Source organism: Streptosporangiales bacterium, assembly GCA_009379955.1.
In the GTDB taxonomy this organism is placed as follows: Bacteria; Actinomycetota; Actinomycetes; order Streptosporangiales; family WHST01; genus WHST01.
This window is the reverse complement of sequence record WHST01000059.1, coordinates 16,946-38,679: the sequence shown is the minus strand read 5'-3', so window position 1 is coordinate 38,679 and position 21,734 is coordinate 16,946. Positions and strand designations below refer to the sequence as shown.

The following is a 21,734-nucleotide window of genomic DNA, read 5'->3' as shown; positions in this document are numbered from 1 at the left end:
GGTATTCACCCGAGTCGCCCAACGCCTGCTGGCCATGGCCGCCGGGATCTGGCACAACTGGACCACCGGCGTCACCAGCAAACGATCACTCACCGCCTACGACCACTGACCAGCAGCTTCACGGAATCATTCATCTAGAGGGAGAAACGTGGCTCGGGCACTCGGCATCGACCTCGGGACGACGTACTCCGCGGTCGCCGTGGTCCGCGATGACGGTCGCCCGGAGATCCTGCGCAGCCGCGAGGGTGACAACATCACGCCGTCCGTCGTGCTGTTCACCGGCGACCAGGTACTCGTCGGCTCGACCGCCAGTCGTACGGCCGTGACGATGCCGGACGAGAGCGTGCGGTTCGTCAAGCGCTTCATGGGCGACCCGCACTGGTCGTTCGTCGACGCCGCAGGCACCCAGTACCGCCCAGAAGAGGTCTCCGCGTTCATCCTGCGCCGGCTCGCCGACGACGCCGAGATGATGCTGGGCACCCGGGTCGACGACGTCGTCATCACCGTCCCGGCGTACTTCGACGACGCGCGCCGTACGGCCACGCTCGACGCCGCGGAGATCGCGGGCCTGCGTGCGCTGCGGCTGATCAACGAGCCCACCGCCGCGGCCGTCGCGTACGGACTCGACGAGATCGACCGCGGCGTGTGCCTGGTCTACGACCTCGGTGGCGGCACGTTCGACGTCACGTTGATGGACATCGCCGGCGGCCGGTTCGACGTGCTCGGCACCGACGGCGACCGCAACCTCGGCGGCTTCGACTTCGACAACGAGCTGATGCTGCACGTCAACCGCGAGATCACCGCGGCCGGCGGGCCCGACCTGTTCGACGGCGGCGCGATCGAGTCCGACCTGCGGGAGAAATGCGAGCTCGCGAAACGCACGCTGACCAACGTCCCGCAGGCGTCGGTCTTCATGGCCGCGGACGGCCGGAGCCACCGCGTGCAGGTCAGCAGAGACGCCTTCGAGCGGCTGACCCGCCCGCTGCTCGACCGCACCGAGACGATCCTGGAGTCGGTGCTCGAGGCGGCCGACACGTCGTGGGACCGCATCGACCACGTCCTGCTCGTCGGCGGCTCGACCCGGATGCCGATGGTCCGCTCGCTGCTCGAACGGCTGTCGGGCCGGCCGCCGGAGTCACACCTCAACCCCGACGAGGTCGTCGCGTTCGGCGCCGCGATCGTCGCCGACCTCGCCGCCGCGGAGCACTACGACGCACCCGCAGCGACGCCGGCGATCGGGCAGGTCGACATCCGCGACGTCACGTCGCAGAGCATCGGCGTGATCGCCGTCGACGACGTCACCGACAAACCGATCAATGCGCCGATCATCCCGAAGAACAGCACCATCCCGTGCCAGTACGAGGACACGTTCGTCACCCTCGTCGACGGCCAGACCGAGTGGTTCGTCGAGATCACCGAGGGCGACGACCCCGACCCCGACTACGTCGTCAAGCTCGTCAGCAGGCCGGTCGAGCTGCCCGCCGGGCTGCCCAAGGGTGCGCCGATGAAGGTCACGATGTCGTACGACGCCGACGGCGTCGTCCACGTCGTGGTCACCGACGGCACGAGCGGCCGGTCACTCGGCGAGATCGAGCTGGAGCGCCCGCTCAACATCGCGCGCGACGACATCGAGCAGATGCGGTCGGCGATGGCCCGTCTGGAGATCCAGTGACCGGCGGTTCGCCGGGTGCCGGCGACGTCGCCGGGTGGGAGGCACGGCTGCGCGGGCTGCGCGCAGCGCTCGACGCGTTCGTGCCCGCCGCGCAGCAGGTGGCGCGTACGGAGCAGCAGGAGGCGGAGCGGGTCCGCACGCAGGCGCACGACGAGGCCGCGACCACCTCGCAGCGGGCGCACGACGATGTCGGCGGCGCCGTGTCCGAGGCCATGACCGCGGCAGGAGCCGTCGCGGCGCGGCGCGGCGTCGAGCTGGCACCGGGGCTCGCCTCACTCCCCTACGACGCGGACGGCTGGACCAGGCCACACCCGACCGCGGACGCGACGACCTCGTACGTCCGCGTCGGCAGCCTCGACTCCCGGACGAATGTGCCCATCGTGCTGCCGACGGCGAGCGTGCGCGGCTGGCAGGTGTGGAGCGACCGCGCGGAGTCGGCGTACGAGCTGCTGCAGCACGCCGTCCTGCGGCTCGTGGCGTCCACACGTCCGCCGCTGCTGCGCGTCGACGCGTACGACCCGCGACTCACCGGCGCGCTGGGCCTCTTCGGCCGGCTGCAGCAGCGGGCGCCCGACGTCATGCCGCCGCCCACCCACGCCGCCGACGCTCTCGGCGGCGTGCTCGCCGACCTCGTGGCGACGTCGTCGCGCCGCGCGGCGCGGCTCGCGCAGTTCGGGCACGGCAGCTTCGCCGAGCTCGCGGCCGCCGCGACCAGGTCGACGGAGCCGTACCGGGTACTCGTCCTCCTCGACTACCCGGCCGGTGTCGACGCGCGCGCCCAGCGGGAGCTCGTCAGGATCGCGAGGACCGCGGACCGGCGCGGCATCTGCCTGCTCGTGCACCACGACCCCGACCTCGCCGCCGAGCGCGGCGTGGCGGTCGAGGACCTGCTCACCCTCCTGCACCCGGTGGCGATCGAGGGTGGACGGCTGGAGCTCGACGGGCTGGAGCGCCTCCCCGTCCGGCTCGACCCGCCACCCGACCCCGCCGTCGTCACCGCCGCGTGCGACGCCGTCGCCGACCTCGCCGGACGCGCCACGCTGCCCACGGCCGACTTCGCCGACACGCTGCCTCCCGAGGACGAGTGGTGGCGGCCCGTCACCGACGAGCTGGCGACCGTTGTCGGGTACGACGACGACCTGCCGGCGACGCTGCGGCTGCGCAGCGGCAACCCGCCGCTGCCCAACGTGCTGATCGGCGGCGCGGTCGGCAGCGGCAAGTCCAACCTCCTGCACACCCTCGTGCACGGCATCGCGGTGCGCTACGCGCCGTCGGACGTCGAGATGTACCTGCTCGACTTCAAGCAGGGCATCGAGTTCGCCCCGCTCGGCCCGTCCGCCGACCGGCCGCACTGGCTGCCCCACGTGCGTGTCCTCGGCGTGCACAGCGACCGCCCGTTCGGCCTCGCCGTGCTGCAGCACGTGTCCGCCGAGCTGGAGCGACGCGGCGACCTGTTCAAGGAACGCGGCGTCGCCGACATCGCCGAGCTGCCACCCGGTCCCGGCCGACCGCCGCGGATCCTCCTCGTGCTCGACGAGTTCCAGGTGCTCTTCGAGGACGACGGCGGCGTCGCCGACGAGGCGATCCGGCTGCTCGAACGCCTCGTGCGCCAGGGCCGCGCCTACGGCGTCCATGTCGTGCTCGCCACGCAGAGCCTCACCGGCATCCAGCGGCTGGCGACCAAGCGCGAGTCGATCTTCGGGCAGGTGCCGTACCGCATCGTGCTCAAGACCACGCCGTCGGACTCCCAGCACATGCTGCAGCTGATGAACACCGCCGCCGCCGAGCTGCGGTTCCGCGGCGAGGCCGTGCTCAACGACACCTACGGCGCGGTCGAGGCCAACCGCCGCGTCCTCGTGTCGTACGCCGACCGCGCCGTGCTCGACGACCTGCGCCGCCGGCTGTGGGAGCGCAGCGGCGACCGGCGACCACCGCGGGTGTTCCGGGTCGGCGAGGCTGCGTCGCTCGTCACCGTCCCACCCGGCATCGCCGACGCCGGCGACGCCGGGTCGTACCAGGTCTGGCTCGGCATGCCGATCAGTGTCGCGGAGGAGCCGGCGACGATGACCGTCCGCGCCGAGCCGGGTGCCGGACTCGCCGTGCTCGGCGACGGGGCGTCCGACGCGCTCGGCGTGCTCACCGGCGTCGCCGTCTCGCTCGCCCGCACGCGGCCCGGCCGGTTCGTCGTGCTCGACCTGCTGCCGGCCGACGACGTGCTCGCCGAGGGCCGGGCGGCGCTGGTGGATGCGCTGCGACGGCTCGGCAGCACGGTCGAGGTCGCCGCCGGTGGCGACCTGGGCCTACGTCTCGCCGCACTGCATGACCTGATCACGACGGGCACCGCCGCCGACGATCCAGTGCACGTCGTCGGTCTCGGCCTGCACCGCCTCCCTGCGGCGCACCGCGACACGTTCCGCGCAATCGTCAAGGACGGCCCGGCCGCCGGCATCGTCACGTACGCCTGGTGGAACCGCCTGCAGACGTGCGTCGACCAACTCGGCCCGAGCCGCTCCAACCTCGGCGCCTACCTGTTCCTGCGGCACCCGCTCGACGGCGTGCGCAAGATCTGCGGCCCGCTGACGCGGTGGTCGTCGGAGCGCTACCGCGCGCTGTTCTGGGACGGCCTGCGCGACCAACCCATGACCCTCGTGCCGTTCGCCCCACTCGCGGCCGGCGACGTCGACCGGTTGGTCGTGAGGCGATGACCTCGGCCTGGGACGAGTACGTCGAGGCGCTGCGCACCCTGGAGCGGGCGCCGGCGGCCGGCGCGACCAGGCGCCGCCGGATCGACGACGACGCCGACGGGGCCAGGGGCGCGGCGGACGACCGGCTGCGCCGGTCCGTCGCGGCGCGGCAGGAGCTCGAGGACCACCTGGCCCGCACGCGTACGGCGGTCGACCAGGCGTTCCACGACCACGCGATCGCCGCGGACGGCCCGGCCACGAAGGTCGACGTGCCGGAGCCGACGTCGATCGCGTCGGCGCGCAACGGCCTGGCGCGCGTCGAGCGACAGCTCGCCGACGACACCGCCGCGCTCGCGGCCGCGCGCGAGCACGCGGCCGCCGCCGCGGAACGCGCACGGCAGTGGCGTCGTAAGGTCGGGATCGTCGCAGCGATCGCCCTGCTGGTCCTCGTGGTGCTGATCGCCGTCATCGTGTGAGGAGCGTCGATGAAGCGTGACGTGTACTTCAGCGTGGACATCGAGGCCGACGGCCCGATCCCCGGCCCGTACTCGATGCTGTCGCTCGGGGCGTCCGTCGCGGGCACGTACGACGCCGACGGGTTCGCGCCACCGAGCGACCCGCACGCCGACACCTGGTACGCGGAGCTGAAGCCGATCAGCGACGCGTTCGTTCCCGAGGCGCTCGTGGTGTCGGGTCTCGACCGTGACGAGCTGCTGCGGTCGGCGAGGACGCCCGAGGAGGCGATGACCTCGTTCGCCGACTGGGTCGACGAGACGGCCGAGCGGTTCGAGGCGTCGGCGGTCTTCGCCGCGTACCCGCTCGGCTTCGACTGGCTGTTCACGTACTGGTACCTGATGTCGTTCGGCGGCCGCTCCCCGTTCGGCCACGGCCGCGCCCTCGACATCAAGACCCTGTACGCCGCGCGCGCCGCCCGCCCGATCAGCCGGTCGACGAAGCGGCAGATGCCGAGCCACCTGCACGCCGACCTGCCGCACACGCACAACGCGCTCGACGACGCGGTCGAGCAGGGCGTCCTGCTCGCGAACATCATGCGCTGGCGCTGACCCGGCGCCCGGGACACGGTGACCTTGATCACTCTGTCACCGAGGTATTTTGGATCGGGAGTACCGTCGAACCGAGCCCGACAGAGGAGCCGATGCCCGACACGCCTCGCATGCGCACCATGGTGGCCTCGGTGTACGGTCCGTCGCTCGTCTACAGCATCGGGCAGGGCGCGATCATCCCCGTGGTCGCACTGACGGCACGGGAGCTCGGCGCGTCCGTGGGCATCGCCGGCCTGGTCGTCGCGCTCATCGGTCTCGGGCAGATCATCGGCGACATCCCCGCCGGGGCGCTCGCGAGCCGGGTGGGCGAGCGCAACGCCATGGTGATCGCGTCCGGCGTGGCCGTCGTCGGGATCACCGGCTGCCTGCTCGCGCCGTCGGTGTGGGCGCTGGCGCTCGGGATCTTCGGTACGGGACTCGCCACCTCGGTGTGGTCGCTGGCGCGCCAGTCGTACGTCGCTGAGGTCATGCCGTTCCGGATGCGCGGACGCGGCCTGTCGACGCTCGGTGGCATGCAGCGCATCGGCATGTTCCTCGGCCCGTTCGTCGGCGCGGGCGCGATGCACCTGCTCGGCACCAAGGGCGCGTACGTGGTCTACCTCGTGGCCGCCGTCTCGGCCGGCGTCCTGCTCCTGCTCGTCGCCGATGTCAGCCGCCGCAGCCGCGTCGCCGCGGAGCCGACGCCGACGCTCCACGTGATCAGGCGGCACTGGCCCGTACTCCGCACCCTCGGCTTCACCGCGCTGCTGTTCGGCGCCGTGCGCGCGTCGCGGCAGGTCGTCGTGCCGCTGTGGGCCGACCAGCTCAACCTGAGCCCGACGACCACGAGCCTCATCTACGGCGTCTCGGGCGCCGTCGACATGCTGCTCTTCTACCCGGCCGGCAAGGTCATGGACCACTTCGGCCGGATGTGGATCGCGGTGCCGTCGATGTTCATCCTCGGCGTCGCCCACCTGCTGCTGCCACTCAGCCACGGCCCGGGCACGCTGCTCGGCGTCGCGCTCCTGATGGGCTTCGGCAACGGTCTGGGCGCCGGCCTGATCATGACGATCGGCGCGGACCTGTCACCGCCGATCGGTCGCGCGGCGTTCCTCGGCGCCTGGCGCCTCGCCCCTGACCTGGGCACCGCGGTCGGGCCGATGGCGGTCAGCGCCGTGAGCGCCGCGGTCGCGCTTGGCCCCGCCGTGCTCGCGATGGGCGGCATCGCCCTGCTCGCGATCGCCGCGCTGCATCGCTGGGTGCCGAGGACGAACGGCAGCGGCACCGACCCCTTGCCGGCCGAACAGTCCTAGCCGCTGCCTGGACCTAACCCGTGAGGGGCACCCTCACCGTGCCATGACGCGGTGGTGGTGCCCCTCACGAGGTTCAGCCAGAGCGCGGGCGGACGTAGTCGCGGACCCTCTCGAAGACGCGTCCGCCGACGTCGGCGACACCGCCGCCGAGATCGCGCAGGGTCTTGACGAGGGCGTCCTCGGAGTTGTCCCAGGAGTCCTTGTACGACGCCGCGGCCCGCTTGACCTCGTCGGTGAACGAGGTCTCCGCGTCGTCCTCGCGACGCGCGTAGTCGCCGCCCCTGATGCGGTCGTAGTCGCCCGAGCCGACCCACCTGCCGAGCTCGACGGCACGGACCGCGGCGAACGGGTGCGTCGTCGCCAGCATGTTCATCAGCCGGGCGACGCCGTCGCGCGCATCGCCCGTGCTCGCGTACTCCTCGCCCTGGCGCAGGAAGGCGCCGAAGCTCATGTCGGCGACGTCGACCCCGGCCGCCATCTTCATGTGCGCGCGGGTGGCGGCCGCGACATCCTGGCCCACCAGCAGCCCGGCACGGTCGGCGGAGAGCTCCGCCTTGCGGAACCACTCCTTGAGCGCCTGCACGATGCCCGCGATCGCGAGCCCGCCGAGGGGGATCGTGGTGCCGAGTCCGGACACCCGCATCAGCGAGAAGAGCACCGAGCTGTACAGCGCGTGCCCGGACAGCACGTGTCCCATCTCGTGACCGATGACGAACCGCAGTTCGTCCTCGTCGTAGAGATCGAGCGTGGCGCTGTTGATCACGATGAACGGCCGGTCGACGCCGAGGGTGGCGGCGTTGACGGTGGGATCGGCGGTGACGTACAGCTCGGGGATCTCGGGCAGGTCGAGCGTCTTCGCCGCGTCGAGCCTCAGCTCGTGCAGGTACGCCAGCTGCCCCTCCTCCACCCGGACCGCGGACGCGAGGTGGAGCAGTCGCAACCGGCGCTCGCTGAACAGGCCGGCCAGCCGCTTGAGGACGGAGTCCGCGTACGGCACCTTGCGCAGCGCGGTCAGCGCCGAGCGGTCGGCCGGGTGTTCGTACGCCCGCGAGCTGAGTCCAGGGAAGTCGATCCGGTGTCGCTCGACGACCTCGTTGCCGTCGCCGCCACTCGCGCCGCCTGCTGGGGTTGTCACGTACACGACACTACCCGCCGCCCCGGCGACGCGCATGTGGTGAAGGGCTACCGGTCGACCTCGCCGCGGATGAACCTCTCCACCAGCTCCCGGGCCTCGTCGTCGCGGTGCTGCACCGGCGGCGACTTCATGAAGTACGACGACGCCGACAGGAGGGGCCCGGCGATGCCGCGGTCCTTCGCGATCTTCGCGGCGCGGATCGCGTCGATGATGATGCCGGCGGAGTTCGGCGAGTCCCAGACCTCGAGCTTGTACTCGAGGTTGAGCGGCACGTCACCGAACGCCTTGCCCTCCATGCGGACGTACGCCCACTTGCGGTCGTCGAGCCACGCGACGTAGTCGGACGGGCCGATGTGCACGTTGCGGTCGCCGAGGTCGCGGTCGACCTGTGAGGTCACCGACTGGGTCTTGGAGACCTTCTTCGACTCGAGCCGGTCGCGTTCGAGCATGTTCTTGAAGTCCATGTTGCCGCCGACGTTGAGCTGCATGGTGCGCTGCAGCTCGACGCCGCGGTCCTCGAACAGCGCGGTCAGCACGCGATGCGTGATCGTCGCACCGACCTGGCTCTTGATGTCGTCGCCGACGATCGGCAGGCCTGCGTCCTCGAACTTCTTCGCCCACACCGGGTCGGACGCGATGAAGACGGGGAGCGCGTTGACGAAGGCGACGCCGGCGTCGATCGCGCACTGCGCGTAGAACTTGCCGGCGTCCTCCGAGCCCACCGGGAGGTACGAGACGAGCACATCGGCCCGCGCCTCGCGCAGCGCGGCGACGACGTCGACCGGCGGCGCGTCGGCCTCGGCGATCGTCTCGCGGTAGTAGCGACCGAGGCCGTCGTGGGTGTGACCGCGCTGCACGGTGACACCGGTAGGCGGCACGTCGCAGAGCTTGACGGTGTTGTTCTCGCTCGCCCCGATCGCATGCGCGAGGTCCTGGCCGACCTTCTTCGCGTCGACGTCGAACGCGGCGACGAACTCCACGTCGCGGACGTGGTACGTCCCGAACCGCACGTGCATCAGCCCTGGAACGGTCTGCGACGGGTCGGCATCCTTGTAGTACTCGACCCCTTGCACCAGCGAGGCGGCGCAGTTGCCGACGCCTACTATTGCGACACGTACCGAACCCATCTGGTCCTGCTCCTGTCTCTCGATCAATGGTGACGCGGCTTACGTGCCGACCGGCGCGGGCGCCCGTCGAGCTCGTGCCGTTCGATCTCGATGCGGTCGGTGAGCCAGCGCACCTCGCGCTCGACCGCCTCGAGCCCGTGCTCTTGCAGCGCGAGGGTGTAGCGGTCGAGACGTTCACGCCGCCTCGTCATCGACTCGCGCAGCTCGGCCATCCGCTCCTGCATGCGGGTACGGCGGCCCTCGAGGATGCGCAGCCTGACCTCGGCGGGTGTCTGCCCGAACAGCGCGAAGTGCACGCCGAACGAGTCGTCCTCCCAGCTCGCGGGGCCGGACTCGTCACGCATCTCGGTCAGGCGCTCCTTGCCCGCCGCGGTCAGCTCGTAGACGATCCGCGCGCGGCGGCCGGTGAGCACGCCGCGCTCGACGTCGTCACCGGTCTCGATCCAGCCGCGCACGACGAGCCGCCGCAGGCACGGATAGAGCGAGCCGTACGAGATCGCGCGGAAGGGACCGAGCAGTGCCGAGAGGCGTTTGCGCAGCTCGTAGCCGTGCAACGGCGCGTCGACGAGTTGGCCGAGCACGGCCAACTCGAGGACCTCGGCTCGCCTGACCACGGACTTCCTCTCGTCGCGCGATATATCGACTCGATACATCGACTCGTTCGAACCTAACGCGCCACGGCCGGACCCACAAGCGCGCGGAGTGCGGGACGGACGTTCCGCTACGCCTCGTCCGGACCGGACGGAAACCGTTCCAACCTGTCGCCGAACGCCCTACGGGCACGTACGCTTGGGAGGCATGTGGTCCCGGCGATCGGTGGTCGATTACTCGCTACAGCGGCGAGCCGCCCTCCGCACGCTGTTCCAGGGCAACGCGTTCAGCGACGACCTCTGCGACGCCCATCCGTACCTCCTGCGTGCCGCGAAGTACCACGGCGAGGACGCCGGCGAACCGTGCCCGGTGTGCCGCAGGCAGCAGCTCACCCACGTCACGTACGTGTACGGCGACGAGCTCGGCCAGTACACCGGGCGGGTGCGGCAGACCCGCGAGCTGCCGACCATGGCGCAGAAGTACGGCGAGTTCCGGGTCTACGTCGTCGAGGTGTGCCAGGCGTGCGCATGGAACTACCTGACGACCTCGTACGTGTTGGGTACGGGTAAACCCCCCGAGCCACGGAAGCGTCGTACCGCCGAACGCTGACGATGACCCACGGCGCGGCGGCTATTAGTGTGGTGTCACGCGCGCCACGCCCCCGACCGCGCTACGCCCCGATGGACGAAGGACGATGGCATACCGACCTCACGCCCGTGATTCCGAGCCGCTCCGCCGTTCGAGGACCTCGTCCTCGCGTGGGTCCCGTGCCCGGCAGAAGAAGCCGCGCCGCCGCCTGCGCCGCTTCCTGCTGTGGTCCCTCGGCTGCGTGGGGTTCCTGATCCTCGTCGGCGTCGGCGTCTTCGTGTACGCGTACCAGACGACGCCGATCCCCGACCAGAACGAGATCGCGACGTCGCAGGCGTCGATCATCACCTACTCCAACGGCAAGGCGCTCGGCCGACTCGCCTCGGAGAACCGGGAGAACGTCAAGCTCGAGCAGGTCCCGCGCGACGTCCAGGAGGCCGTCCTCGCGGCCGAGAACCGCGACTTCTACTCCGACCCCGGGTTCTCGTTCAGCGGGTACATGCGTGCGGCCTGGGCGCTGATCCGCGGTGAGGAGCAGCTGCAGGGCGGCTCGACGATCACCCAACAGCTGGTCAAGAAGTCGTACCTGTCGGACGAACGCACGTTCACCAGGAAGTTCAAGGAGCTGATCCTCTCGATCAAGATCGAGCGTCAGCTCTCCAAGCAGCAGATCCTGGAGCGCTACCTCAACACGGTCTACTACGGGCGCGGCGCGTACGGCGTCCAGACCGCCTCGAAGGCGTACTTCGACAAGAACGTCAGCTCGCTCTCCGCGAGCGAGGGCGCGGTGCTCGCGTCGGTGATCCGCAACCCGTCGCTGTACGACCCGAAGCGCAACCCGGAGAACCTGCGCAACCGGTTCGACTACGTCGTCAGCGGCATGCAGGCCAAGGGCTGGTTGACGGCCGAGCAGGCCACGGCCATGAAGTTCCCGAAGATCACCGAGGTCAAGCGCACGAACCAGTACCGCGGCCAGGCCGGCTACCTCATCCAGATGGTCAAGGAGGAGCTCGAACGCCGCGGCATCTCCGAGGACGAGCTGCTCCGCGGCGGTTATCGGGTGAAGACGACATTCAACCCGAAGATGATGAAGTACGCGGCGACCGCGGTGAAGCAGTCGTACCCGACGGCCCTGAAGAAGGAGGGCGTCGACATCGGCATCGCCTCGGTCCAGCCGGGCACCGGCAAGGTCGTGGCCATCTACGGCGGGCCCGGCTACCTCAAGGAGCAGCTCAACCACGCGACGACGGGCGGGCTGACGCAACCGGGCTCGTCGTTCAAGCCGTACGTGCTGGCGACGGCGCTGAAGGAGGGCATCAGCCTCCGCACCACCTTCCCCGGCAACTCCCCCGAGACCATCGCGGGCCACGAGTTCCGCAACTCGGGCGGCTACAGCTACGGCAACGTCGACATGCAGACGGCCACCCAGAAGTCGATCAACACCGCGTACGTCCAGATCGGCCAGGAGGCCGGGCTGGCGAACATCGTCGAGAACGCCAAGGCGGTCGGCTACGACACGAGCCCGTGGTGCAAGCCCGGCAAGCACGGCACCCACATCTCGGAGGTGTCGTCGCTGCCGCTCGGCCCGATGGACGTCTGCCCGCTGGCGCAGGCCGGCGGCATCGCGACGTTCGCCAACCAGGGCACGTTCGTCGAGCCGACGACGATCGAGAAGGTCACCAACGCCGACGGCAGCGAGACCGTCTACGAGGCCTCGCCCGAGGAGAAGAAGGTCTTCTCGAAGGACGTTGCGGCCGACACGCTCTTCGGCATGTCGAAGGTCGCCGACCCCGGTGGCACCGCCCAGACCGCCCGGCTGCCCGACCGCGACATCGCGGGCAAGACGGGCACGTCGTCGCAGAACCGCTCCGCGTGGTTCGCCGGCACCATTCCGCAGCTCACGACCACCGTGGCGATCTACAAGGCGGAGGGCGGCACCATCCCGCCCGTCGCCGGCTACAACGAGGTCAGCGGCGGCAGCATCCCTGCGGAGGTCTGGCAGAACTACATGCTCAGGGCAACCAAGAACATGGAGCCCGAGGAGTTCCCCGAGCCCGCGAACGTCGGCGAGATCAAGCACAGCGAGCCCACCGGCACACCGACGAAGTCGGAGACGTCGAAGACGCCTGAGCCGTCCGAGACGCCGACGGAGACGCCTACCGAGACCCCGACGGAGGAGCCGACCGACCCGACCGGGGAGCCGACGGACACCTGTGGCTTCCCGATTTGCCCCACCCAAACCGGTGGCGGGGGCGACGGCAACGGCAACGGCGGCGGTGGCGGCAACGACACCGAGACGGCGGGCCGAGAACCCGACGCGTGACGCGGCGGACCGGCGCAGCGATATGTCCGATGCGCCGGTTCGCGGGACGCCCCTGTAACCTCGATCCGACCGCCGAGACGTACGACGGCGGGCGCTGACCGAACCGATCTGCGCAGGGAGCCGGGTGGCCGACAGTCGAGACGACGCCAGCGGCGTGGGGGACGACGACGAGACACCCGCGGTGGACGAGAAGCTCGAGGAGCGGTTGACGCGGCCGGCACGTGACGGCCGCGTCGCCCTTGCGAGCCATCAGGCGGCGCCGAGCCGCGAGGACCCCGTCGTCTCCGGGGTGAGCGGCATCCTGGGCGGCGCCCTCGGCCGCAGGGCGGCGACCGGGCGCTCGTTCTGGACGCCGCTCATGATCGTCCTCTGCCTGACCGCGGTGGCGTGCGTCCTCGCCTACCTGCAGAAGTACCCCTGCAGCAGCGGCGGCTGGAACGTCGCGAACTTCCATTACACACACGTCTGCTACACCGACATCTACCCGCTGTACTTCGGTGAGCGGCTGTCCGACGGCTACGTCCCGTACTTCGACTACCCGGTCGAGTACCCGGTCGTCATCGGCGGCATCATGCAGGTCATCGCGATCGTCATCAGGCCGCTGAGCACCGACCCGGCGATCCGCGGGTTCCTCTTCTACATCCTCAACGTGCTCGTCCTCGCCTCGTGCGCGCTCGGCACCGCCTGGGCGCTCGTCCGCACGCTCGGCCGGCGCCGGCCGTACGACGCGGTCATGTTCGCCGTCGCGCCCGGCGTCGTGATCGCCGCGTACATCAACTGGGACCTCCTCGCGGTCTTCCTGACCGCCGCCTCGATGCTCGCCTGGGCACGGTCGCGGCCCGGCTGGGCCGGCGTGCTGCTCGGCCTCGCGGTGGCGACGAAGTTCTACCCGTTCGTGCTGCTCGGGCCGCTCTTCGTGCTGTGCCTGCGCGCGGGCAAGCTCAAGGAGTTCGGCACCACGCTGCTGGCCACGGCCGGCACCTGGCTCGCGCTCAACGTCCCGATCATGCTGACCGCCACCGACGGCTGGAGCAGGTTCTACGAGTTCAGCCGCAGCCGGCCCGCCGACTGGGGCTCCACCTGGTACCTGCTGCAGAACATCATGCCCGGGTTCTTCGGCACGCCGGTCGCCGACGGCGAGCCGCCGCCGCTGCTCAACCCCGTCGGCACCATCGCCTTCGGCGTCCTGTGCACGGGCATCGCGCTGCTCGCACTGCTCGCGCCCGAACGGCCGCGCTGGCCGCAACTGGCGTTCCTGACACTCGCGGCGTTCCTCATGACCAACAAGGTGTGGTCGCCGCAGTACGTCCTCTGGCTGCTGCCGCTGCTGGTCCTGGCGCGCCCGCGCTGGCGCGCGTTCCTCGTCTGGCAGGCGGCTGAGATCCTGTACTTCCTCGGCATCTGGTGGTACCTCTACGACCTCGTCAAACCCGAGGAGGGCCTGCCACCAGAGCTGTACTTCGTGACGCTCGTCGCGCGGCTCGGCGCGGTCGCCGGTCTGTGCGGGCTGATCGTCCGCGACATCCTCCGCCCGGAACACGACACCGTCCGCTGGTGGGGTGACGACGACCCCGCGGGCGGCGTGCTCGACGGCGCGTCCGACCGGTTCGACCTGCGTCCACTGCTGCCTCTCGGTTCGTCGACGCGCGCTGCCCCGCCGTGATGCGCCGGGCCGCGGCGGTCGAGTGGTGGGCGCTGGGCCTGTGGACGGGCTCGCGGCTGCTCGTGATCTTCGCGGCCACGGTCGCGCTCGGCGGGCTCGCCGCGCTGCTCGGCGGACTCGACGCCTGGCAGCGGTGGGACGCGACCCACCTGGTCGAGATCGCCCAGTACGGCTACGACGGCAACCCGGACCAGCGCTTCGATCCCGGCCTGCGGGGGTTCCTCCCCGGGCTCCCGCTGCTGCTGCATGCCGTGCACTACGTGATCCCGAACTGGACCCTGGCGGGCCTGGTCATCTCGCTCGTCGCGTCGCTCGTCGCGACCCTCTCGCTGGTGCGCCTCGGCGACGCCGAGGGCCCGCACGGCACCGGGCCGCGCGCGGCGACGTTCCTGCTGTTCTCCCCGTGGGCGGTGTTCCTCGCCGCCGGGTACACCGAGGCGACGTTCCTCGCGTTCGCGCTGCCCGCCTGGCTGCACGCCCGCCGCGGCCGGTGGGGCTGGGCCGGTCTGCTGGCGATGTGCGCCTCGACCATCAGGATCACCGGCCTGTTCCTCGCGATCGCGCTCATCGTCATGTTCGTGACCCAGGTCGTGCGCGAACGCCGCCGGCAGCGGTCGCGGCGGCGGCGGGGCCGGCACGCCACCAGGCACGCGTCGCCCAAGGACTACGCGCTCATCCCGGACCGCGCCGGCGACAGACCGGCCGTCGCGGAGGTACGGCGGTCACCCGCGCGCGCCCTCGCGCTCGTCCTGCCGTTCCTGCCGCTCGCCGCGTTCACCGTCTACCTCTGGGCGAAGACCGGCGACTGGACCGCCTGGCTGACCGCCCAGGAGCAGGGCTGGGGACGCACGTTCACCTGGCCGTGGGAGAGCCTCGCGACGACCTGGGAGAACGCCATGCTCCCCGGGGAGAACCAGCTCCCGTTCATCTTCGAACTGATCGCGGCGCCCGTCGGGGTGGGGCTGTGCCTCTACCTGTTGCTGACGCGGCGGCTCGACGAGCTCGTGTACGTCGGGTTGCAGGTCGGCGCCCTGCTCACCAGCTCGTACTACCTGTCGGTCACCAGGGCGACGCTGCTGTGGTGGCCGCTGTGGCTGCTGCTCGGCCGGCTCGCCATGAGGCGCTGGTGGCTGCTGATGGCGTACCTGGTCGTCTCGGTGCCGGCGATGGGCTACATGACCGCGCGCTTCGTCGTCGGCGACTGGGCCGGCTGACCCGCCGGCTCAGCCGGCTCAGCTCAGGTGCTGCCTGAGGTAGGCGATGTCGGCCTCCTGCCCCGCCTCGGGGGTCTCGACGATCGCCGGAGCGCCCGCCTCGCGGATGACCGACACGATCTGCTGCGGATCGATCTCGCCGGACTCGAGGTTGGCGTGCCGGTCCCTGGTCGAGCCGAACTCGTCGCGGCTGTTGTTGGCGTGCACCAGGTCGATCCGCCCGGTGATCGCCCTGATCCGTTCGACCAGTCCCTCGAGCGGCTCACCCGCAGCGAACGCGTGGCAGGTGTCGAGGCAGAAGCCCACCTCGATGCCGTCGAGCGTGTCCCACAGCCGGGCGAGCGAGTCGAGGCTGCGCGTCATCGCGTTGTCGCCGCCGGCGGTGTTCTCGATCAGGATCGGCAGGTCGAACGACGAGCGCTCGAACACCTTGCGCCAGTTCGCGTACCCGATCGCCGGGTCCTCGTCGGCCTGCAGGTGCCCACCGTGCACGATCAGGCCCTTGGCGCCGATCTTCGCCGCCGCGGCCGCCTGCTTGTCGAGCAACTTGCGGCTCGGGATGCGGATGCGGTTGTTGGTGGTCGCGACGTTGAGCCGGTACGGCGCGTGGATGAAGAACTCGACGCCGGCTCCGGCGAGATCCTCGATGCCGTCCGGGATCACCGGATCCTTCCACCCCTGCGGGTCACCGAGGAAGGTCTGGATGACGTCGGCGTCGACCGCCTTCGCCAGCTCTAGCGTCTGCGTCTGCTCGACATGTGCTCCGATGCGTCCCACGGCCCCGAGCCTACGGTCCGGCACCGACACCGACCAGAGCGGCCGGCGTGCCAGTGGCGAACGGCACGTTGACCCGCACCCGTCCGCGGGACGAGGCTGACCGGCATGACCTTCGCGACTGCGGACCTGATGGACGAGTACGGCGACGAGCTGGGCAGCTGCGAGCTCCAGCTGACCCAGTACGGCGGACGACGCGCATTCCACGGACCCGTGCGCACCGTGCGCTGCTCCGAGGACAACGCGCTGGTCAAGGCCACGCTCTCGACGCCGGGCGACGGCGCCGTCCTCGTGATCGACGGCGGCGGCTCGTTGCGTTGCGCGCTCGTCGGCGACATCGTCGCCGGCCTCGGCCTGACGCACGGCTGGTCGGGCCTGGTGATCAACGCCGCCGTCCGCGACGTCGCGGCGCTGCGCGACCTGCCGTTCGGCGTCAAGGCGCTCGGCAGCAACCCGCGCAAGAGCGGGAAGGACGGCACGGGCGAGGTCGACGTCGAGGTGTCGTTCGGCGGGGCGACCTTCACCCCCGGCACCTGGCTCGCCGCCGACGACGACGGCATCGTGGTCCGCGCCCAAGCCCCGGCCTGACCCCGCCACCCCCTGGCTCTGACCCCGCCGCCCCCCTCCCGGGCGAATGATCATGTTCAGTTGGTCAAGCCGTACTGACCATGGCACATGGGCCGTGGGAAGCGCGCATTCACCCACTGAACTTGATCATTCGCCCGGGGGGTACGGGCGGAGGAGCGCGGTCAGGTCGTCGACCGGGCCGGCGTCCGCCAGGCGGCGGACGCGTTCGACGACCTGCCCTGCCCGCAGGTCGCCGAGGACCGGCGTGGCCAGGTGGCGGAACTTCGCCTCGACGTCCTCGGCCGTCATCGGACGGGACGGCGTGCCGCGGGCCGCGGACGTCGAGGTGAGTTCGTGGCCGGAGCGGGTGTGCACCCGGATCGTCGCCTCGTGCCGGCTCGACTCCGGGTCGACCCGCGCGGTCACGCGGTCCCGTAGGCGCATGACGTCCGCACGTTCGGCCCAGTCCTCGCCGAAGTGCTCGGGCAGGAGCCGCCCCTCGAGCAGGGCGACGGCGACCGCGTGCTGGACGCTGAACTTGGTCTCCAGACCGGTGCGCGGCCTGGGGTTGCCGGTGAGCTCCAGCACCAGCGGGTGGACCGTGAGCGCCACGCTCTCGACCGGGTCCGCGGCGAGCCGGTCGCGGTGCTCCGCGAGCAGGTCGAGTGCGGCGTCGACCGGCGCGTGCACCACGACCCCGCACGGGTAGGGCTTGGGCTCCACGCCGAGCATGCGGTACGACTCGCCGAGCCCGGCGGCCAGCGTCGCCGGATCGGTCGACACGCCATGGCTGACGAGGACGCCGCGGCGAGTGTCGTCGAGAACGGCGGGGTTGCTCGTCATGCCGGCACGTGCCGCCAGCGCGGCGAGCACGCCGTTCGCCGCGGCGTTGGCCGGGTTCAGCGACTTCGTCCCCGTGCCCCGATGGATGCGCAGCCCCGACGCCAGCGTGCTCGCGGCACCGAGCGCATGGGCCGTGCGCTCCGGGTCGAGCCGCAGGACGCTCGCGGCCGCAGCGGCGGCGCCGAACGCGCCGGCGACACCGGTGAGGTGCCAGCCGTGGTCGTGGTGCTGCTCCATGGCCACCGCCATCCGCGAGGTGACCTCCATGCCGACGGCCTGCGCCGCGAGCAGGGCGGCACCGGCGGCCCCGGTCGCCTCCGCGGTCGCCAGGGCCGCCGCCAGGACGGGCGCGTTGACGTGGACGATCGCGTCGACGTGCGTGTCGTCGAAGTCCAGCACGTGGGCGTAGTAGGCGTTCGCCAGCGCGGCGTCGACACTCGACGTGCGCAGGCCGGAGCCGAGAACGCTCGCCTCCGGACGCCCGCCGAGATCGGTCACCAGTCTCGTGACGGGACGGCTCGCCGGGTGCCGTGAACCGGCCAGCGCCACCCCGAGCCCGTCGAGGACGCCCTGCGCCGCCTTCGCGCGCACCTCCACCGGGAGGTCGTGGTGCGTGGTCGCGGCGACCCAGCGACTCACGGTGTCCATCAGCGGCTCCACCACGGGGCCATGTTGACACGCAAAATTCATCATGACAACATGATGAATCTCCTCGCCGGAGGGAGTGGACGATGCCGCCCGACCGGAGTCCGCTGGCCGTCTCGCGCAGCGAGATCGACCAGTCCGCGACGTCACTCTGGCGGCAGGTCAAGCGAGCCCTTCGCGACCTCGCGAGCTCGCAGCAACCCGGTTCCCGTCTCCCCACCGAGGGCGAGCTCTGCACCCAGTTCGGCGTCAGCCGCACGACGGTGCGCCAGGCCGTCAACAGCCTCGTCGCCGAAGGCGTCCTTTTCAGCCGCCAGGGCAGCGGCACCTACGTCGCCCCGGCGAAGCTCGGCGAGGAGATCGCCGGCCTGCAGTCGCTCGTGTCCACGCGTGAGCTCATCTCCCGGCGCGGCGGTTCACCGACCATCCGGGTGATGGGTGTCGACACCATCCCCCCCGACGTGCGGCTGAAGGACCGGCTCGCCGTCACCGACAAGGAGCTGGTCTACAAGATCCGCCGACTGCGGCTCTCCGACGGGGAGGTCGTCGCCACGCAGGTCACCTACCTGTCGCAGCGGCTCTTCCCCGGCCTCGGGCCCGCCGACTTCGCGTCGAGCGCCCTGCGTGACCTCCTCGGCACGCGCTACGGGCTGGAGTTCTCCCACGTCGACGCCACCCTCGAGGTCGGCACTGCCGACCAGCACCACGCCGAGCCACTCGGCATCGCCGTCGGCGCACCGCTCGTCATCATCGAGCGGGTCTGGTACGTGACGACCGGCACGCCCGTGATCTTCTCCCGGATCTTCCACCGCCACGACCGCTACCGGATGCAGATGCGGATCGACCTCGTGTCCTCTCCCTGACCAGCGCAGCAGTAGGGCAGGTACCCACAATGAAATACGGACTGGAATTCCTCGATCTCCCCCGACGCGGCCGCAAGCCGCGCGACAAGGGCATCACCATCGTCAGGGACTGGGGGTTCGGCGTCGGCGAGGCGACCGACGTCGCGCGCGCCATCGGCGACTACCTCGACTACGTCAAGCTCCGTCAGTGGGCCGTCTGGTACACGGCCGCCGACATCACCCGCGAGAAGAACGCCATCTACCGGCGGCACGACATCGTCCCGTTCCCCGGCGGCATCGTCTTCGAGGTCGCGTACCACCGGGGCATGCTCCCGCAGACCCTCGACGGGCTGCGCGACCTCGGGTTCCAGGCGATCGAGATCTCCGACAACATCATCGACATCGCGCTCGCCGACAAGCGCCAAGCGGTCGAAGGCGCCATCGCCGCCGGACTCGAGGTGCTCTTCGAGTACGGGAAGAAGTACCCGACGGCGGCGTTCGACGTCGACGGCGCGGCCGACGAGATCAACGCGATGCTCGACGCCGGCGCCTCGCGCGTCATCCTCGAGCGCAGCCAGCTCGACGTGACCCTGGGTGCGCGGTGCGACGGCAAGGAGGCCGGTCGGCTCGTTCGGCTCGTCGAGAAGACCGGACTCGACCCGCTCATCTTCGAGGCGGAGACGACCGCGCACCAGATGTGGCTGCTCGAGACCTTCGGACCCGACGTGAACCTCGGGCCCAACATCCTGCCGGAGCAGGTCGGGCTCAAGATCGAGCCGGCCAGGTACGGCATCGGTCGCGACGAGGGCTACACGCTCTTCCAGCAGCTCGAGCCGGCGACGGATCGAGGATGAGCCATGGCGCCGGACTCCTGCGGCATGCCGTTCCTCCGGCTGCCTGCACGTGGCGCGAAGCCGCGTAGCCACGGGCTCACCGTCGTCAAGGACCGCCGGCTCGCCACCACGGCCGCGGCCGGGCTCTGCGAGACGGCGGCCGACGTCGTCGACTGGATCAAGCTCACCGACCATGTCGGGCTGATCCGCGACCTGGACCTCGGCCGGCTCACGGCGAGGATCGCGCTCTACCACGAGACCGGGCTTCCCGTACGTCCCGGCGGCATCCCGTTCCAGATAGCCGTCCTGCAGCGCAAGGAGGAGGCGTACCTCGAACGGCTCGCCGAGCTCGGCTTCGACGGCGTCGAGATCAGCGAGGACTCGATCGAACGGCTCAGCCGGTCCCGCAAGCACGAGCTGATCGGTCGCGCACGCGACCACGGCCTCGCGGTGTTCACCGAGCTCGGCGAGAAGATCTCGTCCGGTCCGATGGACCTCGACGAGACGGTGGAGCGGGTGCGTGCCGACCTCGACTCGGGCGCCTCGTCCGTCACGCTGGAGAACACCGACATCCTCGTGTGGTGCGAGGACGAGCCGTCCGCGCTCGACCGGCTCGTCGACCGGGTCGGCCTCGCCTCGCTCGTCTTCGAGGTGCGCCCCGCCGGCTGGCCGCACCTGACGGTCGACCTGCTCGGCCGCTTCGGCCCCGAGGTGAGCTTCGAGAACCTGCTACCCGACGACGCCCTCGTCGTGGAGAGCATGCGTGTCGGCATGACTCGCGACGTCGGCTACTGGTTCCTGAACGACGGCGCGGCGAAGGCCGCCGCGCTCGAGGACGCGTAACGAACCCTCCCAGAAGGTGAACAGCCATGGCCCGACGAAGCGCTTGGCTCCCCGCAGTGGTTGCCCTCTCCCTCCTCCTGTCCGCCTGCAGCGCGATCACCGGTCAGGACTCGTCGTCCGGCGGATCCTCCGACTGTGCCGACTATCCGACCAAGCCGGTCACGATCCTCGTGCACACCGGACCCGGCGGCGGGTCCGACCTGATCGCCCGTGAGATCGCGCAGATCGTGAAGAAGCACGAGATCTCACCGCAGCCGTTCGTCGTCGAGAACGCCGAGGGCGGCGACGGCGCGAGCGCGATCCGCCGGCTCGCGAGCGGCGACGACCACACCACGATCTCGACCCCGATCTCCGTGCTCGTCAACATCATGCGCGGCGGGATCGGCGTCAACCTCGACGAGGTCACGCCGATCGCACGGATGACCCTGGACCCGAACGTGTGGCTGGTCCGCGATGACGCGCCGTGGAAGAACGTCGGCGACCTGCTCACCGACGCCGAGCGACGGCCGGGCAAGATCACCGTCGGCTTCGGCACCATCGGCTCCTCCGACCACCTGCTCTTCTACCAGGTGGCGCGCGACGCCGGGGCGAAGTTCAGCTACGTCAACCACGACAGCGGCGGCGCGGCGATGGTGAACATGCTCGGCGGGCACGTCGACATGGCATCCGGCCAGCCGTCCGAGGCACTCGAGCAGATCAGGGCGGGTAAGGCGCGCGGTCTGGTGGCGTTCTCCACCGAACGACGGCTGTCCACGCTGCCGACCGTCCCGACGGCGAAGGAGGCCGGGATCGACGTGACCGGGGAGTCACCGCGGATCCTGCTCGGCGCACCGGAGATGTGCGAGGAGGCGGTGACGTTCCTCGAGTCCGCCATGCGCAAGGTCGCCGGCACTCCCGAGTGGAAGCAGTACGTGAAGGAGAGCGGCGCGCTCGCGGCGTACCAGGACCACACGCAGCTGGACGCCTACCTCGACGACGAGGTGGCACCCCGGCTCTCCGAGCTCATCGAGGACATGGACCTGAAGCGGAGGTGA

General features: G+C 70.8%; 20 protein-coding genes. 15 read left to right on the top strand and 5 right to left on the bottom strand.

Annotated features, from left to right (window positions below; genetic code table 11):
• From GEV10_18005 to GEV10_17980, 6 genes are all read left to right on the top strand, one after another.
• The coding region (locus tag GEV10_18005) for an IS982 family transposase (protein MQA80347.1) at nucleotides 1-109 on the top strand (109 nt) is incomplete at its 5' end.
• Nucleotides 110-148: 39 nt separating this feature from the next.
• Nucleotides 149-1,672: an Hsp70 family protein gene (locus tag GEV10_18000; protein ID MQA80346.1), complete on the top strand. Its 1,524-nt coding sequence runs from the start codon at nucleotides 149-151 to the stop codon at nucleotides 1,670-1,672.
• Nucleotides 1,669-4,377: a cell division protein FtsK gene (locus GEV10_17995; protein MQA80345.1), complete on the top strand. Its 2,709-nt coding sequence runs from the start codon at nucleotides 1,669-1,671 to the stop codon at nucleotides 4,375-4,377. Before GEV10_18000 ends, GEV10_17995 begins: the two co-directional genes overlap by 4 nt.
• The gene (locus GEV10_17990) at nucleotides 4,374-4,832 is read left to right on the top strand and encodes a hypothetical protein (protein MQA80344.1); all 459 of its coding nucleotides are present in this window, start codon (nucleotides 4,374-4,376) and stop codon (nucleotides 4,830-4,832) included. The genes GEV10_17995 and GEV10_17990 overlap by 4 nt, the downstream gene beginning before the upstream one ends.
• Before the next feature lie 9 nt (nucleotides 4,833-4,841).
• A complete protein-coding gene (locus GEV10_17985) occupies nucleotides 4,842-5,420 on the top strand; it encodes an exonuclease (protein ID MQA80343.1) in 579 nt (192 codons plus the stop codon).
• 92 nt (nucleotides 5,421-5,512) lie between these two features.
• A complete protein-coding gene (locus GEV10_17980) occupies nucleotides 5,513-6,712 on the top strand; it encodes an MFS transporter (GenBank protein MQA80342.1) in 1,200 nt (399 codons plus the stop codon).
• Between the two features lie 73 nt (nucleotides 6,713-6,785).
• On the opposite strand, the gene GEV10_17975 is transcribed toward GEV10_17980, so the two are convergent.
• From GEV10_17975 to GEV10_17965, 3 genes are read right to left on the bottom strand one after another with little or no spacing between them, the layout of a single operon-like run.
• Nucleotides 6,786-7,883 (bottom strand): M48 family metalloprotease, encoded by a 1,098-nt coding sequence (locus GEV10_17975; GenBank protein ID MQA80341.1) that lies wholly within the window; start codon nucleotides 7,881-7,883, stop codon nucleotides 6,786-6,788.
• Between the two features lie 11 nt (nucleotides 7,884-7,894).
• On the bottom strand, nucleotides 7,895-8,974 hold the full coding sequence (locus GEV10_17970; GenBank protein MQA80340.1) for an inositol-3-phosphate synthase: 1,080 nt from the start codon (nucleotides 8,972-8,974) through the stop codon (nucleotides 7,895-7,897).
• A gap of 23 nt (nucleotides 8,975-8,997) precedes the next feature.
• Nucleotides 8,998-9,588: a PadR family transcriptional regulator gene (locus GEV10_17965; GenBank protein MQA80339.1), complete on the bottom strand. Its 591-nt coding sequence runs from the start codon at nucleotides 9,586-9,588 to the stop codon at nucleotides 8,998-9,000.
• A gap of 184 nt (nucleotides 9,589-9,772) precedes the next feature.
• Here GEV10_17965 and GEV10_17960 point away from each other — a divergent pair, with 184 nt between their 5' ends.
• The 4 genes from GEV10_17960 (at nucleotide 9,773) to GEV10_17945 (ending at nucleotide 15,353) form a co-directional block, all read left to right on the top strand.
• Entirely contained in the window at nucleotides 9,773-10,174 is a 402-nt protein-coding gene (locus GEV10_17960; GenBank protein ID MQA80338.1) for a hypothetical protein, read from the top strand.
• An 85-nt stretch (nucleotides 10,175-10,259) separates the two neighbouring features.
• Nucleotides 10,260-12,476, top strand: a complete 2,217-nt coding sequence (locus GEV10_17955; GenBank protein MQA80337.1) for a penicillin-binding protein — start codon at nucleotides 10,260-10,262, stop codon at nucleotides 12,474-12,476.
• 124 nt (nucleotides 12,477-12,600) lie between these two features.
• Complete coding sequence (locus GEV10_17950) at nucleotides 12,601-14,139, top strand: DUF2029 domain-containing protein (protein MQA80336.1); 1,539 nt, start codon at nucleotides 12,601-12,603, stop codon at nucleotides 14,137-14,139.
• Nucleotides 14,139-15,353, top strand: coding sequence for a hypothetical protein (locus tag GEV10_17945; GenBank protein MQA80335.1), 1,215 nt, complete (start codon nucleotides 14,139-14,141; stop codon nucleotides 15,351-15,353). The genes GEV10_17950 and GEV10_17945 overlap by 1 nt, the downstream gene beginning before the upstream one ends.
• A gap of 18 nt (nucleotides 15,354-15,371) precedes the next feature.
• Here the strand turns inward: GEV10_17945 and GEV10_17940 are convergent, their stop codons facing one another.
• On the bottom strand, nucleotides 15,372-16,130 hold the full coding sequence (locus GEV10_17940; GenBank protein MQA80334.1) for a deoxyribonuclease IV: 759 nt from the start codon (nucleotides 16,128-16,130) through the stop codon (nucleotides 15,372-15,374).
• Between the two features lie 105 nt (nucleotides 16,131-16,235).
• Between GEV10_17940 and rraA the strand changes: the two genes are divergently transcribed.
• Entirely contained in the window at nucleotides 16,236-16,715 is a 480-nt protein-coding gene (gene rraA / locus GEV10_17935; GenBank protein MQA80333.1) for a ribonuclease E activity regulator RraA, read from the top strand.
• 126 nt (nucleotides 16,716-16,841) lie between these two features.
• Here rraA and GEV10_17930 read toward each other — a convergent pair whose 3' ends face one another.
• A complete protein-coding gene (locus tag GEV10_17930) occupies nucleotides 16,842-18,230 on the bottom strand; it encodes an MmgE/PrpD family protein (protein MQA80332.1) in 1,389 nt (462 codons plus the stop codon).
• 38 nt (nucleotides 18,231-18,268) lie between these two features.
• On the opposite strand from GEV10_17930, the gene GEV10_17925 reads away from it, so the two are divergent.
• Genes GEV10_17925 through GEV10_17910 form a run of 4 tightly spaced genes read left to right on the top strand, consistent with a single transcriptional unit; the run spans nucleotide 18,269 to nucleotide 21,734 of the window.
• A complete protein-coding gene (locus tag GEV10_17925) occupies nucleotides 18,269-19,045 on the top strand; it encodes a UTRA domain-containing protein (GenBank protein MQA80331.1) in 777 nt (258 codons plus the stop codon).
• A gap of 29 nt (nucleotides 19,046-19,074) precedes the next feature.
• Complete coding sequence (locus tag GEV10_17920; GenBank protein MQA80330.1) at nucleotides 19,075-19,878, top strand: hypothetical protein; 804 nt, start codon at nucleotides 19,075-19,077, stop codon at nucleotides 19,876-19,878.
• Nucleotides 19,879-19,881: 3 nt separating this feature from the next.
• Nucleotides 19,882-20,700 (top strand): hypothetical protein, encoded by an 819-nt coding sequence (locus tag GEV10_17915; protein MQA80329.1) that lies wholly within the window; start codon nucleotides 19,882-19,884, stop codon nucleotides 20,698-20,700.
• 26 nt (nucleotides 20,701-20,726) lie between these two features.
• On the top strand, nucleotides 20,727-21,734 hold the full coding sequence (locus GEV10_17910; GenBank protein ID MQA80328.1) for a hypothetical protein: 1,008 nt from the start codon (nucleotides 20,727-20,729) through the stop codon (nucleotides 21,732-21,734).